This is a genomic window from Mycobacterium sp. 94-17 (assembly GCF_035617725.1).
Taxonomy (GTDB): domain Bacteria; phylum Actinomycetota; class Actinomycetes; order Mycobacteriales; family Mycobacteriaceae; genus Mycobacterium.
In genome coordinates this window covers 22,456-42,080 of sequence record NZ_JAPIYN010000025.1, presented here as the reverse complement: position 1 = coordinate 42,080, position 19,625 = coordinate 22,456, and the positions used below count along the sequence as shown (strand labels likewise).

General features: G+C 68.8%; 17 protein-coding genes. 13 read left to right on the top strand and 4 right to left on the bottom strand.

All coding sequences use genetic code 11. The annotated features are described in order from the left end of the window. Together hisF and hisI are read left to right on the top strand one after the other, a co-directional pair. Positions 1 to 798 carry an imidazole glycerol phosphate synthase subunit HisF gene (gene hisF / locus OQ789_RS22750; protein ID WP_324688433.1) on the top strand — a complete coding sequence of 266 codons (798 nt, stop codon included), beginning with the start codon at positions 1 to 3 and terminating at the stop codon, positions 796 to 798. Continuing rightward, positions 795 to 1,142, top strand: a complete 348-nt coding sequence (hisI, locus tag OQ789_RS22745; protein WP_324688432.1) for a phosphoribosyl-AMP cyclohydrolase — start codon at positions 795 to 797, stop codon at positions 1,140 to 1,142. Before hisF ends, hisI begins: the two co-directional genes overlap by 4 nt. Before the next feature lie 9 nt (positions 1,143 to 1,151). Here hisI and OQ789_RS22740 read toward each other — a convergent pair whose 3' ends face one another. Beyond that, positions 1,152 to 2,678 (bottom strand): serine/threonine-protein kinase, encoded by a 1,527-nt coding sequence (locus OQ789_RS22740; RefSeq protein ID WP_324688431.1) that lies wholly within the window; start codon positions 2,676 to 2,678, stop codon positions 1,152 to 1,154. 109 nt (positions 2,679 to 2,787) lie between these two features. Here OQ789_RS22740 and OQ789_RS22735 point away from each other — a divergent pair, with 109 nt between their 5' ends. Continuing rightward, positions 2,788 to 3,879: a calcium:proton antiporter gene (locus tag OQ789_RS22735; protein WP_324688430.1), complete on the top strand. Its 1,092-nt coding sequence runs from the start codon at positions 2,788 to 2,790 to the stop codon at positions 3,877 to 3,879. Positions 3,880 to 3,882: 3 nt separating this feature from the next. On the opposite strand, the gene OQ789_RS22730 is transcribed toward OQ789_RS22735, so the two are convergent. After that, a complete protein-coding gene (locus OQ789_RS22730) occupies positions 3,883 to 4,341 on the bottom strand; it encodes a peroxiredoxin (RefSeq protein ID WP_324688429.1) in 459 nt (152 codons plus the stop codon). 124 nt (positions 4,342 to 4,465) lie between these two features. Between OQ789_RS22730 and OQ789_RS22725 the strand changes: the two genes are divergently transcribed. From OQ789_RS22725 to OQ789_RS22680, 10 genes are all read left to right on the top strand, one after another. Then, positions 4,466 to 5,998, top strand: coding sequence for an anthranilate synthase component I (locus OQ789_RS22725; RefSeq protein ID WP_324688428.1), 1,533 nt, complete (start codon positions 4,466 to 4,468; stop codon positions 5,996 to 5,998). Further along, complete coding sequence (locus OQ789_RS22720; protein ID WP_324688427.1) at positions 5,991 to 6,662, top strand: TIGR02234 family membrane protein; 672 nt, start codon at positions 5,991 to 5,993, stop codon at positions 6,660 to 6,662. The genes OQ789_RS22725 and OQ789_RS22720 overlap by 8 nt, the downstream gene beginning before the upstream one ends. 110 nt (positions 6,663 to 6,772) lie before the next feature. After that, positions 6,773 to 7,591: an indole-3-glycerol phosphate synthase TrpC gene (trpC, locus tag OQ789_RS22715; protein WP_324688426.1), complete on the top strand. Its 819-nt coding sequence runs from the start codon at positions 6,773 to 6,775 to the stop codon at positions 7,589 to 7,591. A 69-nt stretch (positions 7,592 to 7,660) separates the two neighbouring features. After that, positions 7,661 to 8,923, top strand: coding sequence for a tryptophan synthase subunit beta (trpB, locus tag OQ789_RS22710; protein ID WP_324688425.1), 1,263 nt, complete (start codon positions 7,661 to 7,663; stop codon positions 8,921 to 8,923). Beyond that, on the top strand, positions 8,920 to 9,735 hold the full coding sequence (gene trpA, locus OQ789_RS22705; RefSeq protein WP_324688424.1) for a tryptophan synthase subunit alpha: 816 nt from the start codon (positions 8,920 to 8,922) through the stop codon (positions 9,733 to 9,735). Before trpB ends, trpA begins: the two co-directional genes overlap by 4 nt. Next, a complete protein-coding gene (locus OQ789_RS22700; protein ID WP_324688423.1) occupies positions 9,732 to 11,810 on the top strand; it encodes a prolipoprotein diacylglyceryl transferase in 2,079 nt (692 codons plus the stop codon). The genes trpA and OQ789_RS22700 overlap by 4 nt, the downstream gene beginning before the upstream one ends. Positions 11,811 to 11,978: 168 nt before the next feature. Beyond that, entirely contained in the window at positions 11,979 to 12,332 is a 354-nt protein-coding gene (locus tag OQ789_RS22695) for a DUF2752 domain-containing protein (RefSeq protein WP_324688472.1), read from the top strand. A 66-nt stretch (positions 12,333 to 12,398) separates the two neighbouring features. Continuing rightward, complete coding sequence (gene pyk / locus OQ789_RS22690; protein WP_324688422.1) at positions 12,399 to 13,817, top strand: pyruvate kinase; 1,419 nt, start codon at positions 12,399 to 12,401, stop codon at positions 13,815 to 13,817. 14 nt (positions 13,818 to 13,831) lie between these two features. Then, on the top strand, positions 13,832 to 14,728 hold the full coding sequence (locus OQ789_RS22685) for an acyl-CoA thioesterase II (protein WP_324688421.1): 897 nt from the start codon (positions 13,832 to 13,834) through the stop codon (positions 14,726 to 14,728). Positions 14,729 to 14,851: 123 nt separating this feature from the next. Continuing rightward, positions 14,852 to 16,252, top strand: a complete 1,401-nt coding sequence (locus OQ789_RS22680) for a bifunctional lysylphosphatidylglycerol flippase/synthetase MprF (protein WP_324688420.1) — start codon at positions 14,852 to 14,854, stop codon at positions 16,250 to 16,252. Here the strand turns inward: OQ789_RS22680 and cydC are convergent. Continuing rightward, on the bottom strand, positions 16,199 to 17,974 hold the full coding sequence (gene cydC, locus OQ789_RS22675; RefSeq protein WP_324688419.1) for a thiol reductant ABC exporter subunit CydC: 1,776 nt from the start codon (positions 17,972 to 17,974) through the stop codon (positions 16,199 to 16,201). The genes OQ789_RS22680 and cydC overlap by 54 nt on opposite strands. Then, positions 17,961 to 19,574 (bottom strand): thiol reductant ABC exporter subunit CydD, encoded by a 1,614-nt coding sequence (gene cydD / locus OQ789_RS22670; RefSeq protein WP_324688471.1) that lies wholly within the window; start codon positions 19,572 to 19,574, stop codon positions 17,961 to 17,963. Before cydD ends, cydC begins: the two co-directional genes overlap by 14 nt. Positions 19,575 to 19,625: the final 51 nt, after the last annotated feature.

Genomic DNA, 19,625 nt, shown 5'->3' with positions numbered 1-19,625 from the left:
ATGCCCCCGAATCCCAACGGCCTCGCGGTGCGGGTGATCCCGTGTCTGGACGTCGACGCCGGCCGGGTGGTCAAAGGTGTCAACTTCGAAAACCTCCGGGAAGCGGGCGATCCCGTGGAGCTCGCGGCCGCCTATGACGCCGAAGGCGCGGACGAGCTGACTTTTCTGGACGTGACCGCGTCGTCGTCGGGCCGGGCCACCATGCTCGAGGTGGTGCGCCGCACCGCCGAGCAGGTCTTCATCCCGCTGACGGTGGGCGGCGGGGTGCGCACCGTGGCCGACGTCGACGTGTTGCTGCGTGCGGGAGCCGACAAGGTTTCCATCAACACCGCCGCGATCGCCCGCCCGGAGCTGCTGGCCGAGATGGCACGGCAATTCGGCTCCCAGTGCATCGTGCTGTCCGTCGATGCGCGCACGGTGCCCACGGGCGCGGTGCCGACGGCGTCGGGCTGGGAGGTCACCACCCACGGCGGTCGCCGCGGCACCGGGCTTGACGCCATCGAATGGGCCTCGCGCGGCGCCGATTTGGGCGTGGGGGAGATCCTGCTGAACTCGATGGACGCCGATGGCACCAAAGCCGGGTTCGATCTGGAGATGCTGCGGGCGGTGCGCTCGGCGGTCACCGTGCCGGTCATCGCCAGTGGCGGCGCCGGCGCCGCCGAGCATTTCGCGCCCGCGGTCGCGGCCGGCGCCGATGCGGTGTTGGCGGCCAGCGTTTTTCACTTCCGGGAGTTGACCATCGGTCAGGTGAAGGCCGCCATGGCCAAGGCGGGAATCGCGATAAGGATGGCGCGATGACCCTCGACCCGCAGATCGCCGCGCGACTGAAGCGCAACGCCGACGGCCTGTTCACCGCCGTCGTGCAGGAGCGCGGTAGTGGTGACGTACTGATGGTCGCCTGGATGGACGACGCGGCCCTGGCCCGAACGCTGGAAACCCGTGAGGCAACCTATTATTCACGGTCCCGCGGCCAGCAGTGGATCAAGGGGGCGACGTCCGGGCACACCCAGCACGTCCACTCGGTGCGCCTGGACTGCGACGGCGACGCCGTGCTGTTGACCGTCGACCAGGTCGGCGGGGCGTGTCACACCGGTGACCACAGCTGCTTCGACGCGGACGTGCTGCTGGCGCCGGAGAGCTGAACCGTACCGCTAGCCCGGCAACGCGTTGAGCCCGTTGGCCGCGACCACCGCGGCGCGTGTCCACTCCCGCCGGGCGACCGCCGGTTCGATGCGGTCGCGGCGAATGGCCTCGACGTCGATGGCCGTGCCCCTGATCGTCGCGCCGGGCACTCGGAAGGAAAAGGCGCGCTCCTCGGTGGCGATGGCCAGCATCGCGTCGGTGTCGGCGAATCCGTTGGCGCGCATGGTGTCCTCGGCCCACCGGAACGGCTTGAGGCCGCCGAAGTTCTTGACGTACACCACCCAGAGCCGAACGCCGCGCGCGGTGCGCAGGTTGTTCAGCGCCCGCTCGACCGTGTTGTGCTCGACCGGGCCCAGCGCAGCCGACTGGTCGGTGATCTGGCTGGACAGCATGAGGCCCGATTTAGGCTGAGAAGCAACGGAACTCGCGGTGGGCCGCGGTGCTGACGAGGCGGCGGGCCGGTCGGCGTGGCCGCGCAGCAGGCGGACCCCGACGACCGCGCCGACCGCGAGCAGCGCGACGGCGACCAGTGCCGCCACCAGCGTCACCGGCCGCACCCGGCCGCCGCGCGGCTGCGGGGCCGTGCTGCCCGGGCCCGGCGGCCTGGCGATCACTTCCGTGGGGGCAGCAATGATCTCGGTGCGTGCCTGCGCATCCGGCGAAGCGGCGGTCGCGCGGCCGGCCAGTGCCGCCGCGAAGTCGGTGCACGTCGCGTAGCGCTCGTGGGGTTGCTTGGCGAGCGCCCTGGCGATGACCGGATCGAGTTCCGCCAGGTCGGGCCGTCGCCGGCTGATCAACGGTGGTGGTGCGGACAGATGCTGCCCGATGACCACCGCCGGGTTGGAATGATGAAACGGCGCCGTCCCGGTCAACAGGTTGTAGGCCGTGCACCCCAGCGCATATTGGTCGGCCCGTGCGTCCAGCTCCGCGCCCTGGAGTTGCTCGGGTGCGCAGTAGGCGGTGGTCCCCACCAACATGTTGGTCGCGGTCAGCCCGCTGATCTCACCGAGCTCACGTGCAATGCCGAAGTCGGCGAGCAGGATTCGTTGTCGCGGGTGGGCGGGAGAACTCGAGCCGAGCAGGATGTTCGCGGGTTTGACGTCGCGGTGCAGCAGTCCGCGCGAGTGTGCGTAGTCGAGCGCGTCGGCCACCGCCGAGATGATCTCGACCACTTGAGCTTTGGGCATGCCGGACGGGTGCCGGGTGCGTAACAGCTCCGCGGCGTCGACGCCCTCCACGTAATCCATCGACAGCCACAACCTGCCCTCGAACTCGCCGCGGTCGTGGATGCCGACGATGTGCGCGTTGTACAGGCTCGCCGCCAGATCGGCCTCGCGGTTGAACCGTTGGCGGAACTCGTCGTTCGCGGTCAGTTCGCCCGACAACACCTTGAGCGCGTCGCGGCGGGGCAGCCGCGGGTGCTGCGCAAGGTAGACGTGTCCCATGCCGCCGGCGCCCAGGCGCCGAACGATGGTGTAGCCGGCAAACAGCTGTCCTTCGGCCAGGCCTTGGTCAACGCCACCGCTGTCGGGCATGTGTGCATGCTACTGACGCCGTGGCGGCGGCAACCGGTTATCGCCGAGCGAGTGTCGAGGGCCACCTTGCGCGGGCGCGGGTGCGCGACTTCGACAAGAATGGTGGGCAATGTCGAAATGGTTGTCCTGGAACGTCGTCGTGCCGGTGCTGTCCGTTGTCGTGCTCGCACTGATCTGGGGCAAGACGCTCGGGCCGGTGCTCGTCGGTGTGACGGCGCTGTTTCTGGTCGGTGCGGTGGTGGCCGCGGTGCATCACGCGGAGGTGGTCGCGCACCGGGTCGGCGAACCGTTCGGGTCGCTGGTGCTCGCGGCGGCGGTAACCGTCATCGAGGTGGCCCTGATCGTCGAGCTGATGGCATCCGGCGGTAACGAGACGGCGACCCTGGCCCGGGACACCGCGTTCGCCGCGCTGATGATCACCACCAACGGCATCGCCGGCCTGTCGCTGCTGCTCGGTTCCCGGCGCTACGGCGTGACGTTGTTCAACGCCGAAGGCAGCGGCGCCGCGCTGGCCACGTTGACCACCCTGGCGACGCTGAGCCTGGTGCTGCCCTCCTTCACCGCCAGTTCGTCGGGCGGAGAATTCTCACGCGGTCAGCTCGTCTTCGCGGCGGTCGCCTCGTTGCTGCTCTACCTGCTTTTCGTGTTCACGCAAACGGTGCGGCATCGCGACTTCTTTCTACCGATCGCGCAGAAGGGCCAAAAGCGCCTGTTCGAGGACGAAGCCCACGCTGATCCGCCGAGCATCGGGGAGGCGCTGACGAGCCTCGGGCTGCTCATTGCCGCCCTCGTCGCGGTAGTCGGACTGGCCGAGGAGGAAGCGCCGGCCCTCGAGCAGGCGGTGACTGCGGTGGGCTTCCCGCAATCGTTCGTCGGCGTGGTGATCGCGGCGCTGGTGTTGCTGCCGGAAACCCTCGCGGCGGTGCGTGCGGCGCGGAAAGGCGGCATTCAGATCAGTCTGAACCTCGCCTACGGTTCGGCGTTGGCCAGCATCGGGCTCACCATTCCGGCGATCGCGCTGGCGTCGAACTGGCTGAAGGGGCCGCTGGCGCTGGGTCTCGGCTCCGTCCAGTTGGTCCTGCTCGCGCTGACCGTGGTGATCAGCATGCTGACGGTGGTGCCCGGGCGAGCGACGCGCCTGCAGGGCGAGGTGCATCTGGTGCTGCTGGCCGCCTACGTGTTCCTGGCGATCAGCCCCTGACGGTCAGGCCCGGCCGCGCAGCGTCGTCAGCGCCTTGTCGGCGTGGCTGTCCATGTTGAACTCGCTGGAGATCACCTCGAGCACCGTGCGGTCGGTGTCGATGACGAATGTCGTGCGCTTGACCGGCATCAACTTGCCGAGCAGGCCCCGCTTGACCCCGAACTGGGCGGCGACGGTGCCGTCGGCGTCCGACAGCAGCGGGTAGTCGAACTTCTGCATGTCGGCGAACTTGGCCTGCTTGTGCACGGCGTCGGCGCTGATTCCCACCCGGTTGGCCCCCACCGCGGCGAATTCGGACGCCAGGTCCCGGAAGTGACAGGCTTCCTTGGTGCAGCCGGGTGTCATCGCGGCCGGGTAGAAGAACAGCACGACGGGCCCGTTGGACAGCAGGTCGCTGAGCTTGCGCGGCGTTCCGGTCTGGTCGGGCAGTTCGAAGTCCGCAACGGTGTCACCAGGTTTCATGGCGGACACGCTACGCCCAACCGCCCTGACAGCCCGAGCTTAAAGGCCACTGCGAAAAACCTCCTCGAAATCACAGTGGCCTTACACTCGCGAGCCGCCCGACCCTTTCTGGGAGGATGGTTCGGTGCACGCTCACCCCGCCGCGACGACCTCGCGAGAGGATTTCCGCCAGCTGGCAGCCGAGCACCGCGTGGTCCCGGTGACCCGCAAGGTGCTGGCCGACAGCGAGACGCCGCTGTCGGCCTACCGCAAACTCGCCGCCAACCGGCCGGGCACCTTCCTGCTGGAATCCGCCGAGCACGGCCGGTCCTGGTCGCGGTGGTCGTTCATCGGCGCGGGTGCGCCGTCGGCGCTGACCGTGCGCGACGGTCAGGCGGTGTGGCTGGGCGTGGTGCCGCAGGACGCCCCGACCGGGGGCGACCCGTTGCAGGCCCTGCGCGACACGTGCGAGCTGCTGGCCACCGGCCCGCTCCCGGGGCTACCGCCGCTGTCGGGCGGCATGGTCGGGTTCTTCGCCTACGACCTGGTCCGGCGCCTGGAACGGCTGCCCGAACTGGCCGTCGACGACCTGCGGCTGCCCGACATGTTGCTGCTGCTGGCCACCGATGTGGCGGCCGTTGACCACCACGAGGGCACCATCACGCTGATCGCCAACGCGGTGAACTGGAACGGCACCGACGAGCGCGTCGACGAGGCCTACGACGACGCGATCGCCCGCCTGGACGTGATGACCGCGGCGCTGGGCCAGCCGTTGCCGTCCACCGTCGGCACGTTCGAGCGGCCCGAGCCGCGCTACCGCGCCCAGCGCAGCGTCGAGGAGTACGGAAAGATCGTCGACTATCTCGTCGACCAGATCGCCGCCGGCGAGGCCTTCCAGGTGGTGCCTTCGCAGCGCTTCGAAATGGACACCGACGTCGCCGCGATCGACGTCTACCGGATGCTGCGGGTCACCAACCCCAGCCCCTACATGTATCTACTGCAGGTGCCGAATAATGCTGGGGGAAATGACTTTTCGATCGTCGGCTCCAGCCCGGAGGCGTTGGTCACGGTCGCCGACGGCATCGCGACCACCCATCCGATCGCCGGAACCCGGTGGCGGGGGGACACCGACGAAGAGGACCTGCTGCTGGAAAAGGAGCTGTTGGCCGACGAGAAGGAACGTGCCGAGCACCTGATGCTGGTCGACCTGGGCCGCAACGACCTGGGCCGGGTCTGCGCGCCCGGCACCGTGCGCGTCGAGGATTACAGCCATATCGAGCGCTACAGCCACGTGATGCACCTCGTGTCGACGGTGACCGGCACGCTCGGCGAGGGCCGCACCGCGCTGGACGCGGTGACCGCCTGCTTCCCGGCCGGCACGCTGTCGGGCGCACCCAAGGTACGGGCCATGGAGCTCATCGAAGAGGTGGAGAAGACGCGCCGCGGCCTATACGGCGGTGTGGTCGGCTACCTGGACTTCGCCGGCAATGCCGACTTCGCGATCGCCATCCGCACCGCCCTGATGCGCGACGGTGTCGCCTACGTGCAGTCCGGCGGCGGGGTAGTGGCGGACTCCAACGGCCCCTACGAATACACCGAGGCGACCAACAAGGCCCGCGCGGTGCTCAGCGCGATCGCCGCCGCCGAGACGCTGAGCGCACCCGCGGTCGATGAGTGAGGCCGCCCGGCCGGCTCGCCGGCTGATCCGAATTGCCCAGGCGCTGCTGGTGGTCGCGGCGGGGACGCTCTGGGTGGCCTCCCGACTGCCGTGGGTCGTTATCCGGTCGTTCGACGGGCTGGGGCCGCCCAAGCAGGTGACGTTGGCCGGCGGGGCGTGGTCGACGGCCCTGCTGCCGTCGGCGCTGCTCCTGCTGGTCGCGGCCGTCGCGGCCATCGCGGTGCGGGGCTGGTTGCTGCGCGCGCTGGCGGGTCTGCTGGCTCTGGTCAGCCTGGCGATCGGCTACCTCGGCGTCAGCCTGTGGGCGCTGCCGGACGTGGCGGTCCGCGGTGCCGAGCTGGCGCACGTCTCGATGATGTCGCTGGTCGGAAGCGAGCGGCGGTACTGGGGCGCGGGCGTCACGGTGGTGGCCGCGGCCTGCACGCTGACGGCCGCCGTCCTGCTGATGCGGTCCGCGTCGGATTCGGGGGCGGCACGCTCGAGCACGATGAAGTACGCCGCGCCGGCGACGCGCCGGTCGATTGCGCGACGCAAACGGGTCGACGGGGCGATGCTGGAGGAGCCGGAGACGCCGGATATGTCGGAGCGGATGATCTGGGATGCCCTTGACGAGGGGCGTGACCCAACCGATCGGGCAGGTGAGTCTGACACCGAGGGTCGGTGACGGACCGCAAGCCGCGGGCCGCTACCCTTCATTGACGTCGTCGCGATCGGCTCGGGAAACAATGTGGCCGTCGGATGCAGCGGACGACAGGGCGAAGGGAAACGACAGGCATGAGTCCGGCAACCGTGCTTGACTCCATCCTCGAGGGTGTCCGGGCCGACGTTGCCGCGCGTGAAGCGCTTATCAGCTTGTCGGAGATCAAGGCCGCCGCAGCGGCCGCGCCACCGCCACGCGATGTGATGGCCGCCTTGCGCGAGCCCGGAATCGGTGTCATCGCCGAAGTCAAGCGCGCGAGCCCGTCGGCGGGTTCCCTGGCTACCATTGCCGATCCGGCCAAGCTGGCGCGCGCCTACGAAGACGGCGGCGCCCGCATCATCAGCGTCTTGACCGAGGAGCGACGTTTCCACGGTTCGCTCGACGACCTCGACGCGGTCCGCGCGGCGGTCTCGATACCGATTCTGCGCAAAGACTTTGTCGTGCAGCCCTATCAGATCCACGAAGCGCGTGCGCACGGCGCCGACATGCTGCTGCTCATCGTCGCCGCGCTGGAGCAGTCGGCGTTGGTGTCGATGCTGGATCGCACCGAATCGCTGGGCATGACCGCGCTCGTCGAGGTGCACACCGAGGAGGAGGCCGACCGGGCGCTCAAGGCCGGGGCCCGCGTAATCGGCGTCAACGCCCGCGATCTGGCGACACTGAACGTCGACCGGGACTGCTTCGCCCGCATCGCTCCGGGGCTGCCCAGCAACGTGATCAGGATCGCCGAATCCGGTGTGCGCGGTACCGGAGACCTCCTGGCGTATGCCGGTGCCGGTGCCGACGCCGTCCTGGTCGGCGAAGGTCTGGTCAAAAGCGGTGATCCGCGCGCCGCGGTCGCCGACCTGGTGACCGCGGGGACCCATCCGTCCTGTCCGAAACCGTCTCGCTAGTCACCGAGGCACCGCAAAGCCCCCGCGCTGATACGTTGAACCCATGAGCCATCCCCGCGTAGAGCCTTGGTGATGGTGGACCTGTCCCGCCCGGACCTTCCGCTTCCGAGCGCAGCCATCGCCGAACCCACCCGCCACGAACCCGATGGGCGTGGCCATTTCGGCGTGTACGGCGGCCGCTACGTCGCGGAGGCGTTGATGGCCGTGATCGAAGAGGTTACCGCCGCCTACGAGAAGGAGCGGGTGAACCAGGACTTCCTGGACACCCTGGACTACCTGCAGGCGAACTACGCTGGGCGGCCGTCGCCCCTGTACGAGGCGCCCCGGCTGTCCGAGCAGGCCGGCGCACGCATCTTCCTCAAGCGAGAAGACCTGAACCACACCGGTTCTCACAAGATCAACAACGTGCTCGGTCAGGCGTTGCTGGCCCAGCGGATGGGCAAGAGGCGGGTGATCGCCGAGACCGGGGCCGGCCAGCACGGCGTGGCTACCGCCACCGCCTGCGCACTGCTCGGCCTGGAGTGCGTGATCTACATGGGTGCCGTCGACACCGAGCGTCAGGCGCTCAACGTGGCGCGGATGCGCTTGCTGGGAGCCACCGTCGTCTCGGTCGAAAGCGGTTCGAAGACGCTCAAGGATGCCATCAACGAGGCGTTCCGGGATTGGGTTACCAATGCCGACAACACCTTCTACTGTTTCGGTACCGCGGCGGGACCGCATCCCTTCCCCGCCATGGTGCGCGATTTCCAACGCATCATCGGCCTCGAGGCGCGCGCCCAGATCCAGGCCCAGGCGGGCCGGCTGCCCGACGCGGTGGTGGCCTGTATCGGCGGCGGTTCCAATGCCATCGGCATCTTCCACCCGTTCATCGACGATCCGCAGGTGCGGTTGGTCGGATTCGAGGCCGCCGGCGACGGCGTTGAAACCGGAAGGCATGCAGCGACATTCAGCGGCGGCTCGCCCGGTGCGTTTCAGGGGTCGTTCTCGTATCTGCTGCAGGACGAAGACGGGCAGACCATCGAATCCCATTCCATCTCAGCGGGTCTCGATTATCCGGGGGTGGGCCCGGAACATGCGTACCTGCGCGAGACGGGCCGCGCCGAATACCGCCCGATCACCGACTCGGAGGCCATGGACGCCTTCAGCATCCTGTGCCGCACGGAGGGGATCATCCCGGCGATCGAGTCGGCGCACGCGGTGGCGGGTGCTCTGAAGCTGGGCCCCGAACTGGGGCGGGGCGCGATCATCGTGGTGAACCTGTCCGGGCGCGGGGACAAGGATGTCGAAACCGCCGCGAAGTGGTTCGGGCTGTTGGGATCCAGCGACCGATGACCGTCGAACACCGCGAAGCGGGCACGCTCGAGACGATCTTCGAAGGCTGCCGCAACGACAGCCGCGCCGCATTGATCGGCTACCTTCCCACCGGTTACCCCGACGTGCCGACATCGGTGCAAGCGATGACCGCACTGGTCGAATCGGGTTGCGACATCATCGAAGTCGGGGTTCCCTATTCCGATCCCGGGATGGACGGCCCGACCATCGCCAAGGCCACCGAGATCGCGCTGCACGGGGGAGTGCGCGTGCGCGACACCCTGGCCGCGGTCGAGGCGATCAGCGCGGCAGGCGGCCGGGCCGTGGTGATGACCTACTGGAACCCGGTGTTGCGCTACGGGGTCGACGCGTTCGCGCGGGACCTGGCATCGGCGGGCGGGTACGGCCTGATCACGCCCGACCTCATCCCCGAGGAGGCCGGACAGTGGCTGGCGGCCTCGGACGAGCATGGGCTGAACCGGATCTTTCTCGTCGCGCCGTCCTCGACGCCGCAGCGGTTGGCGATGACGGTGGAGGCGTCGCGCGGCTTCGTCTACGCGGCTTCGACGATGGGCGTGACGGGGGCGCGCGACGTCGTGTCCAACGCCGCGCCGGAATTGGTGAGCAGGATCAGGGAGGTCTCCGACACTCCCGTCGGCGTCGGTCTGGGGGTGCGCTCACGCGAGCAGGCCGCCCAGATCGGCAGCTACGCCGACGGCGTCATCGTCGGGTCCGCACTGGTATCGGCACTGGGGGACGGAGGGTTGACTGCGTTGCGCGCACTGACTGAGGAACTCGCCGCCGGTGTTCGTCAGGGGGTCGGCGCCTCGTGACGAAGCTACTGGCTTATTTCCCGAGCCCGCCGCGGGGCGTGTGGCATCTCGGGCCGCTGCCCATCCGCGCCTACGCGCTGTTCATCATTGCCGGCATCGTGGCGGCCTTGCTGATCGGTGACCGCCGCTGGGAGGCGCGCGGCGGTGAGCGCGGCGTGATCTACGACATCGCGCTGTGGACGGTGCCGTTCGGGCTGATCGGGGGCAGGCTCTACCATTTGGCCACCGACTGGCGCACGTATTGGGGTCCCGGTGGCGCGGGACTCGGTGCGGCCGTGCGGATCTGGGACGGCGGCTTGGGCATTTGGGGCGCGGTGGCGCTCGGCGGCGTCGGCGCCTGGATCGGCTGCCGCAGGCACGGGATTCCGCTTCCGGCCTTCGGCGACGCGCTGGCCCCGGGAATCATCTTGGCGCAGGCCATCGGCCGACTCGGCAATTACTTCAACCAGGAGCTCTATGGGCGCGAAACCACGCTGCCGTGGGGCATGGAGGTCTTCTACCGCCGAGACCCCTCGGGATACATCGACCCGCATTCGCTGGATGGCGTCTCGACGGGCCAGATCGCTTTCGTGGTGCAGCCGACGTTTCTCTACGAATTGATCTGGAATGTCCTGATTTTCGTCGCGTTGATCTACGCCGACCGGCGCTTCAATCTGGGACATGGGCGGCTGTTCGCGCTGTACGTGGCGGGCTACTGCGTGGGTCGCTTCGGGGTCGAGCTGCTGCGCGACGACACGGCCACCCACATCGCCGGCATCCGGATCAACTCGTTCACATCGACTTTCGTGTTCATCGGGGCCGTGGTGTATCTGATGGCGGCGCCCAAGGGCCGCGAAGATCCCGAGAGCCTGCGCGGCAACCAATACCTCGACGAGGAAGAGGAAGCGGTCGACGCCGAGTCGGAAGACGAGCTCGCAACGGTGGCCACCGCGGCGACCGCGGCGGCGGCGGTAACCGCGGCCGATGCGCCCGCGGGCCCCACAGGTTCGGCCGAGTCGAAGGAGGCCGACGGAACCACCGGCCCCGGCACGGAAGCCGAAGAACCGACGGGCGAGAGCGAAACCGAGGCCTTGGCCGCGGGTACCGAATCCGACGAGCCGGTAGCCGAGCCCGAAGCGCTTGAAGCCGAAGCGAGCGAGCCGGAAGAGCCTGAGGCTGAAGCGGCCGAAGGGCCGGAGGCTGAAGCGGCCGAAGCCGAAGCTGCGGAAGCGGAAGAGCCTGAAGTCGAGGCGGCAGAGGCCGAGCAGCCCGAGGCGGAAGGGTCGCAGGCCGAAGCGGAGGAACCGGAAGCCGAGGAGTCGGAAGCCGAAGCTGAAGGGCCGGAAGCTGAAGAGCCTCAAGCGGATGCGGCGGAAGCCGCGGAGCCTGAAAGCCAAGCGACAGTAGACGAGGAACCCGAAGCCGAAACGACAGCAGAGGATTCCGAATCCGACGAACCGGAAGCCGAAGCGGCAGTGGAGGATTCCGAAGCCGAGGAACCTCACGCCGAGGCGGCTGAAGCCGAGGAACCGGAAGTCGAAACCGACACAGAAGCCGAAGACGAGGCGGCAGCGACCGAGGAGTCGGAAGCCGAGACGGCGCCAGCCGAAGAACAAGAAGCTGAAGCGGCAGTAGGGGATTCCGCAGCCGACGAGGCGGAAGCCGACGAGGCGGAAGCCGATGAACCGGAAGCCGATGAACCGGAAGCTGATGAACCGGAAGCCGAAGCGGCAGTAGAGGATTCCGAATCCGAGGAGGCGGAAGCCGCGGCCGAAGAACCGGAAGTCGGAGCCGACGCGGCGGAGGACGAGAAATCCGCAGAAGCGGAAGCGGACGCAGAAGCCGACGCGGAAGCCAAAGACGAGGAAGCGCAAGCCGAGCCGGTCGGCGAAGCCGCAACACCGGAAGCCGACACGGTCGACGCCGACTCGACGGCGGCCACCGAAACGGAAGACACCGAAACGGAAGACACCGAAACGGAAGAACCCGAAACGGAAGACACCGAACCCGAACAACCAGCCGCAGCGACCCCCGCCCGGCCGGAGCCGCGCCGGCGCTGGGGCTCGCGACTGCGCAACCGGCTGTCGGGCCGCTGACCGCCGCCGTGCCCTGATTTCGCACCGCGTCGTCGCAACGCATCTGGCATCCTGAAACGCGTGACCGACGGACGTTCAGCGGGCTAGACGATGCATCCTTATCAACCCGCGCGCAATGCCGGACTACCCCGCGGTCGCCGTCGCCTCTTTGTCGCGGCCGGCACCGGCGTGGCGTTGGGTGGCGCGCTGGGCTACGTCGCGCTGGCCGACCCGCACAATCCGACGTCGCTGTACCCGCAGTGTCCGTTCAAGCTGATCACCGGCTGGAACTGCCCGTTCTGCGGCGGCCTGCGGATGACGAATGACGTGCTGCACGGCCACCTGGCGGCGGGTCTGCACGACAATGTCTTCCTGCTGGTAGGCCTCCCGCTGCTGGCCGCATGGATGCTGATGCGCCACGCGCGGGGCAGGGGATTGCCGCCCAGAGCAGCGATGGTGACGGTCGCGGTCGCGACGATCGCCTGGGGGGTACTGCGTAACCTCCCGGGCTTCCCGTTGTTTCCCACTGTTCTTGGTGGGTAAGAGCACACTGCGCGACGGCGGCTATGTGCGGCCCGCAGAGGTGATACACGACTAAGCTTGGTCGGCGTGAGTAGACGCGGAAAGATCGTCTGCACCCTTGGCCCTGCGACCAATACGGATGAGTCGATCCTGGCCCTGGTCGGGGCCGGAATGGACGTCGCCCGGTTGAACTTCAGCCACGGTGACTACTCCGATCACAAAGCCGCCTACGAGCGCGTCCGGTCTGCGTCCGACGCCACGGGCCGCGCCGTCGGTGTGCTCGCCGACCTGCAGGGTCCCAAGATCAGGCTGGGACGTTTCGCCACCGGGCCCACGTACTGGGCCGACGGTGAAACGGTGCGGATCACCGTCGCCGACTGTGACGGCGACCACGACCGGGTGTCGACCACCTACAAGAAATTGGCCGAGGACGCCTCCGTCGGTGACCGGATCCTGGTCGACGACGGCAAGGTCGGTCTGATCATCGATGGCATCGAGGGCGACGACGTCGTCTGCACGGTCGTCGAGGGCGGGCCGGTCAGCAACAACAAGGGCATCTCGCTGCCCGGCATGAACGTGTCCGCACCGGCCTTGTCGGATAAGGACGTCGAGGATCTCGTGTTCGCGCTGGAACTCGGAGTCGACCTGGTCGCGCTGTCCTTCGTGCGTTCGCCCTCCGACGTCGAGTTGGTGCACGAAGTGATGGATCGCGTCGGCCGGCGGGTGCCGGTGATCGCGAAGCTGGAGAAGCCGGAGGCCGTCGACAATCTCGAAGCCATCGTGCTGGCCTTCGACGCGATCATGGTGGCCCGTGGCGACCTGGGCGTCGAACTGCCCTTGGAAGAAGTCCCGCTGGTGCAGAAGCGGGCCATCCAGATGGCCCGGGAGAATGCGAAACCAGTGATCGTGGCGACCCAGATGCTCGATTCGATGATCGAGAGCTCGCGGCCGACCCGTGCCGAGGCCTCCGACGTCGCCAACGCCGTCCTGGACGGAGCCGACGCGGTGATGTTGTCCGGGGAGACCTCGGTGGGCAAGTATCCGCTGGCGGCCGTTCGAACGATGGCCCGCATCATCTGCGCGGTCGAAGACAATTCCACGGCCGCGCCGCCGCTGACCCACGTTCCGCGCACCAAGCGCGGCGTGATCTCCTACGCGGCCCGTGACATCGGCGAGCGGCTCGACGCCAAGGCGCTGGTCGCGTTCACGCAGTCAGGCGACACCGTCAAGCGCCTCGCGCGCCTGCACACCCCGCTGCCACTGCTTGCCTTCACCGCCTGGCCCGAGGTGCGCAGCCAGCTGGCCATGACCTGGGGCACCGAGACGTTCATCGTCCCGATGATGACCTCCACCGACGGCATGATCCGCCAAGTCGACAAGTCGCTGCTGGAGCTGGGCCGCTACAAGCGCGGCGACCTGGTGGTCATCGTCGCCGGCGCGCCACCTGGCACAGTGGGGTCCACCAACCTCATCCATGTGCATCGGATCGGCGAGGACGACGTCTGACAAGAGGAGAGCCCGTGCCGGAACAACAGGCCGCGACACAGGCCGATCCGGATTTCGCGGAGCTGCTGGCGACACTCGAGCTCGATCGGGTCGACGACGACCTGTTCATCGGCTCGCATCCGAGCAAGAACCCGATGCGAACATTCGGCGGCCAGCTGATGTCGCAGTCGTTCGTGGCGAGCAGCCGCAGTCTGGTCCGCCCAGACCTGCCGCCCAGCGCGCTGTCGGTGCACTTCATCAACGGGGGAGACACCGCCAAGGATATCGAATACCGCGTGACCCGGCTGCGCGACGAGCGCCGCTTCGCCAACCGGCGCGTCGACGCGATGCAAGGGGGCACGCTGCTATCCACGGCGCTGGTCTCGTACATGGCCGGCGGCCCGGGTTTGGAACACGGCGTCACGCCGCCGGAGGTCGCCGAGCCGCACACGCAGCCCACGATCGGCGAACTGTTGCGTGGCTACGAGAAAACGGTCCCGCACTTCGTCAACGCGTTGCAGCCCATCGAGTGGCGTTACACCAACGACCCGGCCTGGGTGATGCGCACGAAAGGTGGCCGGCTGCCTCACAATCGGGTCTGGGTGAAGGCCCTGGGAGACGTTCCCGGCGACCCCGTATTGCACACGGCAACAATGGTGTATTCCTCGGACACCACGGTATTGGACTCGGTGATCACCACCCACGGCCTTTCCTGGGGATTCGACCGCATATTCGCCGCATCGGCCAATCATTCCATTTGGTTTCACCGGCAGGTCAATTTCAACGACTGGGTGTTGTATTCCACATCGTCGCCGGTAGCAGCCGATTCACGCGGACTGGGGACCGGGCACTTTTTTGATCGGGCCGGGCGACCGCTGGCCACGGTGGTGCAAGAGGGTGTGCTCAAATACTTCCCGCCTTCCGGGCGATAAATCGCGACCAAATAGCGACACAATTTCGGTCGATTTCGGGGCCGGCACGGGCGTGTCCACGCGTAAATTTGACAGAGAAGGGTACGCGTCGGGCAAGCAGCGTCAGCGCATCGGGAGGTGATTGTGAACGGGCCAGTGGCGGATGTCACCGAGACGAAACCCCGCGTAAGCGAACGCGTTGTGGTGTCGGTGGATTCACTCGCGGCCCGCTTGCTCGGCGCCGCCGCGTTGATCGGCGCCGCTTGCTGGTTGATCGGGATACTCACCCGATACCACCGCCACCCGGGTTGGGACTACACCGACCGGCTGGCCTGGTCGCTGACGGTGCTGGTGGTGCTGGCCTGGATGGCGCGCGGCATCTTCCTGGGCCGGCCCGTGACGACGTTGCACGCCGCCGCGGCGGCCTTTTTCGTGCTGGCCGGGCTGGGCCTGCACGTGTTGTCCTTCGATCTGCTCGGCGACGTGGTGATCGCCGCCTCGGGCATCGTGTTGATGTGGCCGACGACCTCACATCCGCGTCCCGGTGATCTGCCGCGGGTGTGGGAGTTGATCAACGCGACCAGCGGCGACGCGCTCGCGCCGTTCGCCATGCAGACCGGCAAGAGCCATCACTTCAGCGCCGACGGCACCGCGGCGCTGGCCTACCGGACGCGGCTGGGAATCGCCGTGGTCAGCGGCGACCCGATCGGCGACGATGCGCGGTTCCCGGAACTGGTCGCCGATTTCGCCGCCACCTGCCACGCCCACGGCTGGCGCATCGCCGTGGTGGGGTGCGGCGAGCGGTGGCTGAGCCTGTGGAGCGATTCGTCGGTGTTGGGACAATCGTTGCGGCCCATACCGATCGGCCGCGATGTCGTGGTCGACGTGTCCGGCTTCGACATGGTGGGCCGTAAATTCCGGAACCTGCGTCAAGCGGTGCAGCGGACCCACAACTGCGGTGTGACAACCGAAATCGTGCCGGAGCAGGAACTCGACGACAAGCTACGGGCCGAGCTGAGCGAGGTGGTGCGCGAGTCGTCCAAGGGGGCGCACGCCGATCGCGGGTTCCACATGAACCTCGACGGCGTACTGGAAGGCCGATTCCCCGGAATCAAGCTGATCATCGCCAGGGACAACGCCGGCACGGTGCAGGCGTTCCACCGGTACGCCACGGCCGGTGCGGGCAGCGACATCAGCCTCGACGTGCCGTGGCGCCGCCGCACCGCCCCCAACGGGCTCGACGAACGGCTCAGCGTCGACATGATCATGGCCGGCAAAGAGACCGGGGCGCAACGGGCATCGCTTTCCTTCGCCGCATTCCCCGAGATTTTCGCTGATAAGAATCGCGGCTGGACCCAGCGCGTCTTCTACCGGTTGATCCACATTCTCGACCCGTTGATTGCCCTCGAGTCGTTGTACCGGTACGTGCGCAAGTGGCACGCCCTCGACGCCCGCCGCTACGCGCTGATTTCGATGTGGCAGATCGTCCCGCTACTGTTCGTGCTGCTGTCGCTGGAGTTCATGCCGCGCCGGCGGCACCTCTGATTTCTCGTTGTCGACGCTCAGTCTCCGGCAGCGCAGCCCGTCGGGCAGGTGGTGACTCGCGACCACCACCGTGCGCTGTGCGGAGATCAAATGTGAATCCGGGGCCAGCAGATCGCGCAGGATGAGTTCGGCGTCGGTGACATCGAGGTGTTCGGTGGGCTCGTCGAGCAGCACGATCCCGGCAGGCGAGATCACCGCCCGCGCCAGCAACAGCCTTCTGCGCTGGCCGGCCGAAAGGGTTTGTGCCCCACCGGCGAGCACCGTGGACAGTCCGTCGGGCAGGCCGGCGATCCATGCGCCCAGCCCGACCGCCTCCAGCGCCGCCGTCAATGCGTGGTCGGGGCAGTCTCCGCGCGCGACCAGCAGATTGTCGCGGACGGTGGTCGCGAAGACGTGGGCGTCCTCGGCGAAAAACCCGATTGCGCGGCGCAAATCGGCTTCGTCGAGGTCGTTCACGTCGGTACCGTCGAGCAGCACCTGCCCGTCCAACGGCGGCAGTAGCCCGGCCAGTGTCATCAGCAAGGTGGTCTTGCCCGAGCCGCTGGCGCCGGTGACGGCCAGCCGCGCGCCCGGCGCCAGGTCCACCTCGACGTGGGTCGGGGCCGCCGCGTTGTGACCCGAACGCACGTCGGCGGACAGCTCCGGGTGTGCGGCAGGCCGCACACCCGCGGCCGAACGTGCGGCAGCCCGCACTCTCGCGGCCGAACGTGCGGCAGCCCGCACACTCGCCGCCGGGCGTTCGGCTGGCCCGGGAGTGAGGTCGAGCAGCCGCCGCGCGGCGATCCGCGACCGCGTCAGTTGCACGGCGGCGGCCGGCAGCGGCGTCATCGCCTCGAAGGCCGACAGCGGCAGCAACATCAGCACGGCCAGCGTGGTCGGCGCGACGGAGTGGGCCAACCCGATCCCGGCCACCACGGCGCCCAGTACGCTCACTCCGATCGCCGCGGTGGGCACCGCCTCGGCAACGGCGGCCGGTTTGGCGGCGGAGTCCAGCGCGTCGCCCCACGCGCGTTGGCGGCGCTGGGATTCGGCGATGAGCTCGGGAAGCAGGCCGGCAACCCGAAGTTCCGGCGCGTGCTCGAGGGCGATCATGGCCGACGTGTCGCGCTCGGAATGATGTTGGCGCGCAACGTCTTCCTGCGTCGAGGCGGCCCGGCCGGCGAGCCGGGGGGCGACATACCCGGCGATCAGCAGGCAGCCGGCCAGCACGACGGCCGCCGACGGCGAGATGGCGCCGACGACCGCGGTTGCCGCCACCGCCAGCACCGCCGCGACGCCGATCGGCACCACGGCGCGCACCAGCACGTTGGCCACCTCGTCGACGTCGGCGCCGACCCGGGCCACTAGTTCACCACTGTGCAACCGGACGGCGGCCGCCGCAGGCCCGCGCGCCAGCCGACGGTAGATCTGCACCCGCGAGCTGCCGGCCGCGCGCAACGCCGTGTCGTGGGTGGCCAGCCGCTCGCAGTAGTGCAACACGCCGCGCGAGATGGCGAACAGGCGAACCGCCACCGCAGCCACCGTCAAGTCCAGCACCGGCGGCATCTGCCAGGCCCGCGTGATCAACCATGCCGAGACACCGGCCAGGGCCAGCGCGCTACCGAGCGAGAGCACCCCGAGCGCAATCGCCGCCAGGATGCGGGGCAGCCGCGGGCGCAGCAGATCGGCGGCGGCCAACAGGGATCCGGGGCCGTGAGGAGACGCGGAGTCAGGCGTGAGCATGGTGCACCCGCCGGTCGGCGACGACGTCGATGACCCGGTCGCCGATGGCCAGGACCGGCGCGCGGTGGCCGACGACGATCACGGTCGCACCGGCCCGGGCCCGCTCGACGACGGCCCGCAAGACTTGCCGCTCGGTGCGTGCGTCCAAATGTGCCGTCGGCTCGTCGAGCAGCAGCACCGCGGCCGTGGAGCCCAGCGCCCTGGCCAGGCCCAGTCGTTGCCGCTGGCCCAGCGACAACCCGACACCCCCGCGGCCGAGCACGGTGTGGCCCGCGCCGGGCAGCTCGGCCAGCACCTCGTCGAATCCCGATTCGGCGCAGGCCTTTTCGGCGTCCTCGAGCTCACCGAACAGCGCCAGGTTCTGCTCGACGGTCCCCGGCAGCAGCACCGGGCGCTGCGGAAGCCAGGACAACTGCGTCCACCACCCGGTCGGCTCCAGGTCGGCGACGTCGATGCCGTCCACCACGACCCGGCCCGACGTGGGCACGCTGACGCCGGTGATCGCCTGCAGCGTGGTGCTCTTGCCGGCGCCGTTGCGCCCCGTCAACACCGTCACCGAGCCGGGTTCGATGACCGCGCTGAGATCGCGCGGCGCCCGGCCGTCGCGGCCGTCCACCGTCAGCCGCTCGAGGCGAATCCGGGCGCCGCGCGCGGTGACGCTCCGGGTCCCGGCCTGCGGCGGGGCCGCCTCGCCGATGAGGTCGAACGCCGCATTGGCGGCGGTCCGGCCGTCCTGCGCGGCATGAAATTCCACACCGATGCGGCGCAGCGGCCAGTACACGTCGGGCGCCAGCAGCAGGACCGTCAGTCCGGTGGTCAGGGTCACCTCCCCGAATACCAGCCGAAGTCCTATCCCGACGGCGATCAGCGCCACCCCGAGCGTGGCCAACAGCTCCAGCACCAAGGCCGACAGGAATGCGATACGCAGCGTTGCCATGGCCGAACGCCGGTGCGCGGCGGCGAGTGCGGCGATGCGGTGCTCGGGCCCCGAGCTGCGCCCCAGCGCCCGCAGCGTCGGGATGCCGGCAATCAGGTCCAGCAGCCGGGCCTGCAGCGTCGTCATCGCGGCCAGCGCCGCGGCCGACCGGTCAGCGGTCGCGAGCCCGATCAGCACCATGAAAATCGGTATCAGGGGCAGGGTGATGGCCACGACCACCGCCGATTTCACATCGCAGGCCGCGATCACGGCGACGGTGGCCGGGGTCAGGATCGCGGCGAGCAGCAGCGCCGGCAGATATCCGGCGAAGTAGGGGCGCAGGCCGTCGAGCCCACGGGTGACCACGACGGCCGCGGAGTCGCGCTGCGCCGCGAGTTCACCGGGCGCCCTGGCGGTCACCGCGGCAAGCACCCGGCCGGACAGCTCGGAAATGACCGCGCCGGCTCCGCGTTGCCCCAGCCTGGCCTGAAGCCAGTGCGTCAACGCGCGAACCAGCCAGAGCGCCAACAGGATTGACAGCGGACCCCAGAACACGTGCAAGTTCCGTGCGGCGGGATCGGCGACCGCGCGGGCGACGATACGCGCCAAAACGATCGCCGAGCCGATCGCGCAGCCGGAGATCAGCACGCCGCAGCCCACCGCGGCGACCAGGTAGCGGCGCACCGCCGCCGACACTCGCCACAGCCTCGGGTCCAGCGGCGCCCGGCTGCTACG

Coding starts and splice junctions, on each gene's coding strand:
- hisF (WP_324688433.1), top strand. CDS start 1: ATGCCCCCGAATCCCAACGGCCTCGCGGTGCGGGTGATCCCGTGTCTG.
- hisI (WP_324688432.1), top strand. CDS start 795: ATGACCCTCGACCCGCAGATCGCCGCGCGACTGAAGCGCAACGCCGAC.
- OQ789_RS22740 (WP_324688431.1), bottom strand. CDS start 2,678: ATGCCCGACAGCGGTGGCGTTGACCAAGGCCTGGCCGAAGGACAGCTG.
- OQ789_RS22735 (WP_324688430.1), top strand. CDS start 2,788: ATGTCGAAATGGTTGTCCTGGAACGTCGTCGTGCCGGTGCTGTCCGTT.
- OQ789_RS22730 (WP_324688429.1), bottom strand. CDS start 4,341: ATGAAACCTGGTGACACCGTTGCGGACTTCGAACTGCCCGACCAGACC.
- OQ789_RS22720 (WP_324688427.1), top strand. CDS start 5,991: ATGAGTGAGGCCGCCCGGCCGGCTCGCCGGCTGATCCGAATTGCCCAG.
- trpC (WP_324688426.1), top strand. CDS start 6,773: ATGAGTCCGGCAACCGTGCTTGACTCCATCCTCGAGGGTGTCCGGGCC.
- trpA (WP_324688424.1), top strand. CDS start 8,920: ATGACCGTCGAACACCGCGAAGCGGGCACGCTCGAGACGATCTTCGAA.
- cydC (WP_324688419.1), bottom strand. CDS start 17,974: ATGCTCACGCCTGACTCCGCGTCTCCTCACGGCCCCGGATCCCTGTTG.